Source organism: Neoroseomonas marina (assembly GCF_012927745.1).
Taxonomy (GTDB): domain Bacteria; phylum Pseudomonadota; class Alphaproteobacteria; order Acetobacterales; family Acetobacteraceae; genus Neoroseomonas; species Neoroseomonas marina.
Map to the genome: position 1 here is coordinate 983131 of NZ_JABBKX010000002.1, position 8263 is coordinate 991393.

At 67.0% G+C, this 8263-nt stretch carries 5 protein-coding genes; 4 read left to right on the plus strand and 1 reads right to left on the minus strand.

The annotated features are described in order from the left end of the window. The first annotated feature begins 21 nt into the window (after positions 1-21). Both GWK16_RS09965 and GWK16_RS09970 read left to right on the plus strand, forming a co-directional pair. Complete coding sequence (locus GWK16_RS09965) at positions 22-2121, plus strand: hydantoinase/oxoprolinase family protein (protein ID WP_338144447.1); 2100 nt, start codon at positions 22-24, stop codon at positions 2119-2121. After that, on the plus strand, positions 2118-3806 hold the full coding sequence (locus GWK16_RS09970) for a hydantoinase B/oxoprolinase family protein (RefSeq protein ID WP_170053752.1): 1689 nt from the start codon (positions 2118-2120) through the stop codon (positions 3804-3806). The genes GWK16_RS09965 and GWK16_RS09970 overlap by 4 nt, the downstream gene beginning before the upstream one ends. Here GWK16_RS09970 and GWK16_RS09975 read toward each other — a convergent pair. Continuing rightward, positions 3755-4489 carry a TetR/AcrR family transcriptional regulator gene (locus GWK16_RS09975; protein WP_170053753.1) on the minus strand — a complete coding sequence of 245 codons (735 nt, stop codon included), beginning with the start codon at positions 4487-4489 and terminating at the stop codon, positions 3755-3757. The genes GWK16_RS09970 and GWK16_RS09975 overlap by 52 nt on opposite strands. A 122-nt stretch (positions 4490-4611) precedes the next feature. Here GWK16_RS09975 and GWK16_RS09980 point away from each other — a divergent pair, with 122 nt between their 5' ends. Both GWK16_RS09980 and GWK16_RS09985 read left to right on the plus strand, forming a co-directional pair. Next, the gene (locus GWK16_RS09980) at positions 4612-6204 is read left to right on the plus strand and encodes an ABC transporter substrate-binding protein (RefSeq protein WP_170053754.1); all 1593 of its coding nucleotides are present in this window, start codon (positions 4612-4614) and stop codon (positions 6202-6204) included. Between the two features lie 8 nt (positions 6205-6212). Next, a complete protein-coding gene (locus tag GWK16_RS09985) occupies positions 6213-7553 on the plus strand; it encodes an NtaA/DmoA family FMN-dependent monooxygenase (RefSeq protein ID WP_211187242.1) in 1341 nt (446 codons plus the stop codon). Positions 7554-8263 lie beyond the last annotated feature (710 nt).

The following is an 8263-nucleotide window of genomic DNA, read 5'->3' on the forward strand; positions in this document are numbered from 1 at the left end:
ACCCGGATGGAGTGCCCGCGCGTGAATGCTGCGCCGAAGCTGCGTCTCGCCGCCGATGTCGGCGGTACCTTCACCGACATCGTCCTCGACGACGGCGTCAGCCGATGGACCTGCAAGGTGCTGACGACGCCGGCCCGGCCCGAGGAAGGCGTGCTGGACGGTATTCATGAGATCCTGCGGATCAGCGACCGGCGTCTGGCCGATGTCGCCGACTTCGTCCACGGCACGACGCTCGCTACCAACGCGGTCATCGAACGCCGAGGCGCGCGCATCGCCCTGCTCGCGACGCAGGGCTTCCGCGACGTGCTCGATATCGCCACCGAGAGCCGCTACGACCAGTACGAGCTGGCGCTGGTGCGACCGAAGCCGCTGGCCGCTCGGGAACTCCGCTTCACGGTGCCGGAGCGGATGGACGCCACAGGTGGGGTGCGGCTGGCGCTGGACGAAGCGGCCGTCGCTGCGCTGGTTCCCATCCTGCGGGCGGAGAAGGTCGAGGCGGTCGCGATCGCCTTCCTCCACAGCTATGCTAACCCCGCCCACGAACGGCGCGCCGCCGCGATCCTCCGCGGATTGATGCCGGATGTCAGCCTCTCGCTGTCCTGCGAGGTGTGTCCGGAGATACGGGAGTACGAGCGGACCTCCACCACGACGGTCAACGCCTATGTCCAGCCGCTTATGGACAGCTACCTGTCGCGCATGCAGGCGCGACTCGCCGAGGAGGGGTTCCGCGGCACGATTGGGCTGATGACATCGGGCGGCGGGCTGACCTCGATCGATACGGCGCGGCGCTTTCCGGTGCGCCTCGTGGAATCCGGCCCGGCCGGGGGCGCGATCTTCGCCACGCAGATCGCGGCCATGCTCGGCGAGACCGAGGTCATCGCCTTCGACATGGGCGGTACCACGGCGAAGATCACGCTGATCGAAGATTTCGCCGCGGAATCGGCCCGCCTGTTCGAGGTTGATCGGGCGGCGCGCTTTCTCAAGGGAAGCGGCCTGCCGGTGCGTATCCCTGTCATCGAAATGGTGGAGATCGGCGCTGGTGGCGGCTCCATCGCGCATCTCGATGCTCTGAAGCGCGTCGCCGTCGGGCCGGAGAGCGCATCCTCAGTGCCGGGCCCGGCATGCTACGGGCGCGGCGGTGCCAGACCGGCCGTAACGGACGCGGATCTGGTGCTCGGCCTACTCGACCCTGAGGCCTTCGCGGGCGGCACCATCCGTCTGCAGCGGGATCTTTCGCGCCGGGCCTTGGCGGCGGATGTCGGCAATGCCCTGGGCATGCAGCCTGAAATGGCCGCCTACGCGGTCTATGAGATGGTCTGCGAAAACATGGCCAGTGCCGCCCGGGTGCATGCGGTCGAACGCGGCGTGACCGCCAGCCAGCAGACGGTGATCGCCTTCGGCGGCGCGGCGCCGCTGCATGTCGGCCGTGTCGCCGAGAAGATCGGCGCCGCGCGCGTCGTGGTGCCGCCCAATGCGGGGGTCGGTTCCGCCATCGGCTTCCTGGCGGCGCCGATCTCCTTCGAACTGGTGCGCAGCGAGTACATGCGCATCGACGCGTTCGACGCGGCGGCGGCGACCAGGCTGCTCGACGCCATGGCGCGCGAGATCCGCGAGTGGGTGGAACCGGCGGCGCATGGCGCGCCGCTGTTCGAGAAGCGCATGGTGTTCATGCGCTATGTCGGCCAGGGCCACGAGATCACGGTCGAGCTGCCCGACGGGAAGCTGGCGGCGGATGCGGGCGCCGCGCTGCGCGCGGCCTATGAGGCGACCTATGCCGACATGTTCCGCCGTTTCATCCCAAATTCGCCGATCGAGATCCTGGCCTGGTCCGTCACCATCGCGACGAGGACCGCGCTGCCGGCGACGATTGCCCAATCGCCGCCTGACGGGCCGGCGCCGCCGCCCGATGGCCATGCCGATTTCTTCGACGGCCGCGCCGGCGCCGTGGTCGCGGTGCCGCGCTATCGCAGAACGCAGCTCGCCAACGGCGCGCGGATCGCCGGGCCGGCCGTCATCGTCGAGGACGAGACCTCGACCTTCGTCACGGCAAGCTACGATGCCTGGGTGGACGCCACCGGATGCATCGTGATGCAGCGCAGGTCACGGGGAGCCGCAGCATGACTACCGACCAGACCGCCCTCATCGACCTGCAGATCATGTGGAACCGGCTGATCGCCGTGGTCGAGGAACAGGCGCAGGTCCTGCAACGCACGGCGTTCAGTCCGATCGTGCGCGAGGCCGGCGACCTTTCCGCCGGCGTCTTCGACATGCAGGGCCGCATGCTGGCGCAGGCCATCACCGGCACGCCCGGCCACATCAACTCCATGGCCCTGACGGTCAGCCACGTACTGCGCCATTTCCCGGCCGAGACCATGAAGGAAGGCGACGCCTACATCACCAACGACCCCTGGATGGGCACCGGACACACCAGCGACTTCGTCGTCACCACGCCCTGCTTCCATAACGGCCGGATGATCGGGCTGTTCTCCTGCACCAGCCATCTGATCGACATCGGCGGCATGAACGCCTCGACCGAGTCGACCGATGTCTTCATGGAGGGGCTCTACATCCCCATGCTGAAGATCGTCGACCAGGGCGTCGTGAACGAGACGCTGATGGCGATGATCCGTGCCAATTCGCGTACCCCGATCGACACGGAGGGCGACACCTACTCGCTGATCGCCTGCAACGATGTCGGATGCCGTCGCCTCGTCGAGATGATGGACGAATTCTCCCTGTCCGACCTGGACGGTCTTGCCGAGCACATCATCGGGAATTCCCGCGCCGCCGTCCTGGCGGAGATCGGCAAGCTGCCGCGCGGCACCTGGCACAACACGCTGGTCACCGACGGCTACGGCGCGCCGATCACCCTGAGGGCCTCGCTCACCATCTCCGACACCGGCATCCATGTGGACTTCGCCGGCACCGACCCGATCGTGCCGCGCGGCATCAATGTTCCGTTGTGCTACACGCTGGCCTACACCGCCTATGGCCTGGGCTGCATCGTGGCCAAGGATATCCCGAACAACTTCGGCTCGCTGGAACCGTTGACGATCGAGGCGCCGGAGAACTCCATCGTCAATGCGATGAAGCCGGCTGCCGTATGGTCGCGCCACATCATCGGCCAGCTGATGCCCGACCTAGTGTTCGGCTGCCTGCGCCAGGCGGTGCCGGACCGGGTGCCGGCAGAGGGATCGGCCACCCTGTGGAACGTGACCGTGAGCGGCACCCGCCACAGCCCGCCGCGCTTCGGGGCCAATTTCCGCACCACCATGACGGGCAGCGGCGGCATGGGTGCATTGCCCTATCGCGACGGGCTTTCCGTCACCGGCTATCCGTCCGGCGTGCGCGGAACGCCGGTGGAGATCGTCGAAACCATCGCCTCGGTCATCTTCTGGCGGAAGGAGTATGCCGAGGACAGTGCGGGGGCCGGACTGCATCGCGGGGGCCTCGGCCAGGCGATCGAGATCGAGAGCAGCATCGGCGAGGACTTCAACTTCCACGCCGCGCATGAACGCATCATCTACCCGGCACGCGGCTTCGATGGCGGCCGGGACGGCATGCCGGGGCTGCTGGCACTGCGCTCCGGCCCGCGGCTCAAGGGCAAGGGCATACAGCCCGTGCCGGCCGGCGACCGGCTGTTGATCCGCACACCCGGCGGCGGCGGCTTCGGCGATCCGGGCCTGCGGGACCCGGCGGCGGTGCAGGCCGATCTGCGGGCCGGGCTGATCAGCCCGCAGGCCGCACGCGACGCCTATGGCGTCGAGGCAGCGCCGGCCGACGGCTTGATCCCGGCCGAACGGTGACGCCTCACCGGCACAGCCGCTTCGGCGGGGGCGGTCACGCCCTCCAGCGCGAGGCACAGCATGCGGTGGCAAGCCGCGAGGCCTGCCGGCAGGTCGTCGGCCCCGGCCCGCACCCAGGCGCGCACCGCACCCTGGAAGACGATGTAGGCAAGTTCGGCCACATCGGCCGGCACGGCCGTCGCGCGCAACTCGCCGCGGGCCGAGGCGAGGCCGGCCCGGCGCGCCAGTTCAGCTTTGATCAGGCGCACGCCTTCCGCGTGCTCGCGCGCATGCTTGCCGACATTGAAGAACAGAAACTCGCTGAGGATAATGCGCGCCATGGCTGGGCTGGCATGGTGCAGCCGGTAGTACTCCGCGAAAATGGCCGTGAACTGCTCGGCCAGCGGCGGCGTCGTCGGGAAGGCGGCGCCGATGGCCCTGGCTCGGTCAAAATCCTCCATCGAAGCCAGGAAGGCGATGTCGCGCTTGTTGTCGGCGTAGAGGAACAGTGTGCCGATCGCGACACGGGCGCGCCGAGCGATCTCCTGCATGGTCGCTGCGTCGAACCCCTTCTCGGTGAAGGTGGTGCGTGCCGCCTTGCGAATTGCCGCCAGCTTGAGGCGCTTTTTCTGTTCCAGCGGGGCCGGGGGGCGGGGCTTCCTCGCCCTGTCCTCTGCAGACGAAGCCCGTGTCGTGCGAGGCATCCGGCGCGTCCTTCCGCTTTCCGATCCTTTCCTAGATCGCACCCGCCTTCGGTCGCGGTCAATCATCATGCCCGCCGTTCCGTCCCCCTGTCGCCCCTCACCGGGGCAAAGGAGCTATGCCCATGAGCGATCATCCCCTCCGCCTGTCCCGCCGGGCCGTGATGGGCGCGCTTGCCGGCCTGCCGGTGCTGCAGCCGGGCACCGGCCGCGCCGCTGAGCCAAGGCGGGGCGGCACGCTGAACGTGCTGCTGAACTGGGAACCGCCGGCGCTGCTGTCCTTCACCAGCACCTCCAGCCTGCCGCTGTCGGCCAAAGTCACGGAAGGCTTGCTGGAGTACGACAATGACATGGTGCCGCATGCGCAGCTCGCCACCGAATGGGCCGTCGCGCCGGACGGACTGACCTACACCTTCAAGCTCCGGCAAGGCGTCAAATGGCATGACGGCCGCGATTTCACGAGTGCCGATGTGGCTTATTCCATCATGGCGCTGAAGACCGTGCATCCGCGCGGGCGCAGCACCTTCTCCCAGGTGACGGAAGCGGTAACGCCGGACGCCCATACCGTTGTGCTGAGACTGGCCAGGCCCACGCCGTATCTGCTGCGCGCATTGCAGGCCGCGGAATCGCCGATCGTGCCGAAGCACCTCTACGACGGCACCGACCCCTTCACCAATCCGCACAACAGCGCGCCGGTCGGCACCGGCCCCTTCCGGTTCAAGGAATGGGTGCGCGGCAGCCACGTCATCTACGAGCGGAACGAGGCGTACTGGGACCAGCCGCGCCCCTATCTCGACCGCATCATCGCCAAATACTACCCGGACATGGCGTCGCGTTCCGTCGCATTCGAGACGAAGAGCTGCGACATCGGCTACCGCACGCCCGTGGTGCTGAACGATGTCGCGCGGTTGCAGCAACTGGATTTCCTTGGCTTCGAGCGGAAGGGCTACGCTTATTCGCCGCCGAACATCCTGTGCGTCGACTTCAACCTGTCCAATGACGCCCTGGCCAAGTTCCCCGTGCGCCAGGCCCTCGCTCACGCAGTGGACCGTACCGTCATCGCCCGGACCGTCTTCTATGGCCTGGCAACGCCGTGCGCCTCGCCAGTGGTGCCGGGCCTGACGGCGTTCCACGATCCAACCCCCAGCCCCTATGGCTTCGACCTGCGGCGGGCCGAGGCGCTGCTGGAGGAGGCGGGCTATCCGCGCGGTTCCGACCGCTCCCGGCTGCGCCTGCGGCTCGACTACCCAGGCGAGGAGAACAGGCGCCTGGCGGACTACCTGCGCGCCGCCTTCAGCCGCATCGGCGTCTCGCTCGACACGCGCAGCAACGATTTCGGCGCGCATGTGAAGCGGGTCTATACGGATCGCGACTTCGACATGCAGATCGCCTCGATGAGCAACCTCTTCGATCCCTGCGTCGGCGTCCAGCGCTGCTACTGGTCGAAGAACATCGTCCGCGGCGTGCCCTTCTCGAACCCCAGCGGCTACAGCAACCCGCAAGCTGACGCCCTCATGGAAGCGTCGATGACCGAGCTGGACGAGGCGAAGCGCATCGACCAATGGAAGCAGGTCCAGCAGATGGTCATGCGCGACATCCCGACGCTGAACCTCGTCTCCCCTACCTGGATGACGATCCATCAGACCCGCGCCGAAGGTCATTCGGTCAGCGCGGACGGCTTCGAGGGCACCTTCGCCCATGCTTATCTGGACGCCTGAGACGCCGCATGCGCAGGAAGATGCATCTGGCGTTCAACCTGTCGACGACACACAATAACGGACGATGGAATCTCCCGGGGGCGTGGGATGACCGGACCTTCCCCGATGTGACGCTCTACGAGGATGCGGCGCGCCTGGCGGAGCGCGCCTGCCTCGACATGCTGTTCTCCGGCGATGGTACAGGCGTGCCGGATACCTGGGGCGGATCGCGCGATGGCGCGGTCAAATGGGGTGTCTTCTTCCCCCGCGTGGACATGCTCCCAGTCATGGCGGCGGCCTCCCGCGTGACGAAGCACGTCGGATTCGGCCTGACCTATTCGACCACCTTCATGCATCCCTACTACCTCGCACGGTTGATGGCCTCGCTTGACCATCTGACCAATGGCCGCATCGCTATGAATCTCGTGACATCTACCCGCCGGACGGACGCGGCCAATTTCGGCTTCGACCAGTTGATGGAGCACGGCGCGCGATACGAACGGATGGAGGAGTTCGTCGCCGTCTGCCGCCAGCTCTGGGACGCGACGGAAGCCGATGCGATGGTCTGGGACCGGGACAGCGGCGTGGTGGGCGACCCGACCAAGGTGCATGACGTTCATCATGCCGGCCGCTTCTTCAAGGTCGAGGGGCCGCTGAACACGCCCCCCGCGCCACAGGGCAGGCCGGTGATCGTGCAGGCCGGAGGATCGCCGCGCGGCGTGCAGGCCTCGGCGCGCATCGCCGACCATGTCTTCGGCGGTGACATGCCACTCGAGGTGCAGGTGAAGCAGCGCGCGGCACTGGATATCGCGCTGCGCGCCGAGGGGCGCGATCCGGACAGCGTCGGCGTGCTCTGGCAGACGCCGATCGCTGTGCGCGAGACGGACCGAGAGGCGCGAGCTTACCGCGAGATGCTGCGCGGCTCCATGTCGCCGGATGCTGTCGCTGTCTACCTCTCCTATATCGATGGCTACGATTTCTCCACGCTACCGGCGCATTTCACCCTGGGCGCGTTACGGGAGCAGATCATCGCCACACAAGCTTCGCCGAACGGCGTTGTCACCAAGCTGGCCTACAAGTTTGGGGCTGACACAACGATCAGCCGCGAGGACTTCTTGGAGCAGGCGCTGCTGACGGTGACGCAGTATGAGAACACCGTCGCCGGCACGCCGAAGCACGTCGCGGATGTTCTGGAGGAGCGCTTCGAGGCGACGGGATGCCGCGGTGGCTTCATGATAGGCCAAGCCATCGCGGTCATCGCGGATCTGCAATCGATCGGTGATCTCCTGGTTCCTGAACTGCAGCGGCGCGGTCTGTTCCGAACTGAATATCGCGGTCGAACACTGCGTGAGACCCTGGCGGAGTCCTGACCTGGGCAGGGCACAGGATCACGCGGTTCCATCTCAGTTGCATCCGCGTAGTCAGGTTCCGCAGTGGGCCGTACGGGCGGTTCGCCCCGCTCACCGTCTCCGGGCGGGGCAGTGGCTGTCCCGGATGGGCCGCGGATCGAGATCACGCTGCCGGATGGAGCGGTGAACCTCGCACCAGGCTCCTCGAGTTCCGTAAGGATCCGAAGCTTGTCCTCCAGCGTCCAGCGCCGGCGGAGGTGGATGCCGGAGATGATCTCAACGCGCTCAATGGCCTTCGACATAGGCGTGCGCCTAGGCTTGAACCTAGGCCCTCCGGGCTATGCCGCCTGTCCGGTCGAATTGGGGCCGCTCCACCAGGCTAGCACGCCAAGAACATAGAGGGAACGAGTGATCCGATCGCGGAGCGCCGCCTGGACCGAGCCATTGGGTGACGAGACGGAGCGGTGTGGCGGACAGATGGGGGCAACAACAGTGACTGACAGCGGGCGGACGCTGCCGATCGGCAATGCGCCCATCCCGGACATCGAATCAAATCGCGACGTGGCCATAGGCCGACGTCTGGCATGGTATCATTAGCGACAGAGGCTTCGTGCTCTTGTGGCGTCTTCTGGCACGGCGTCCTCGCGGTGATCTGATCAGCTTAAGGGTCTCACGCTGCGTGAAGGCCTGGAAAGCTAGAATGCTCGGGCTGCGCGACCGTTCCGGGGGCA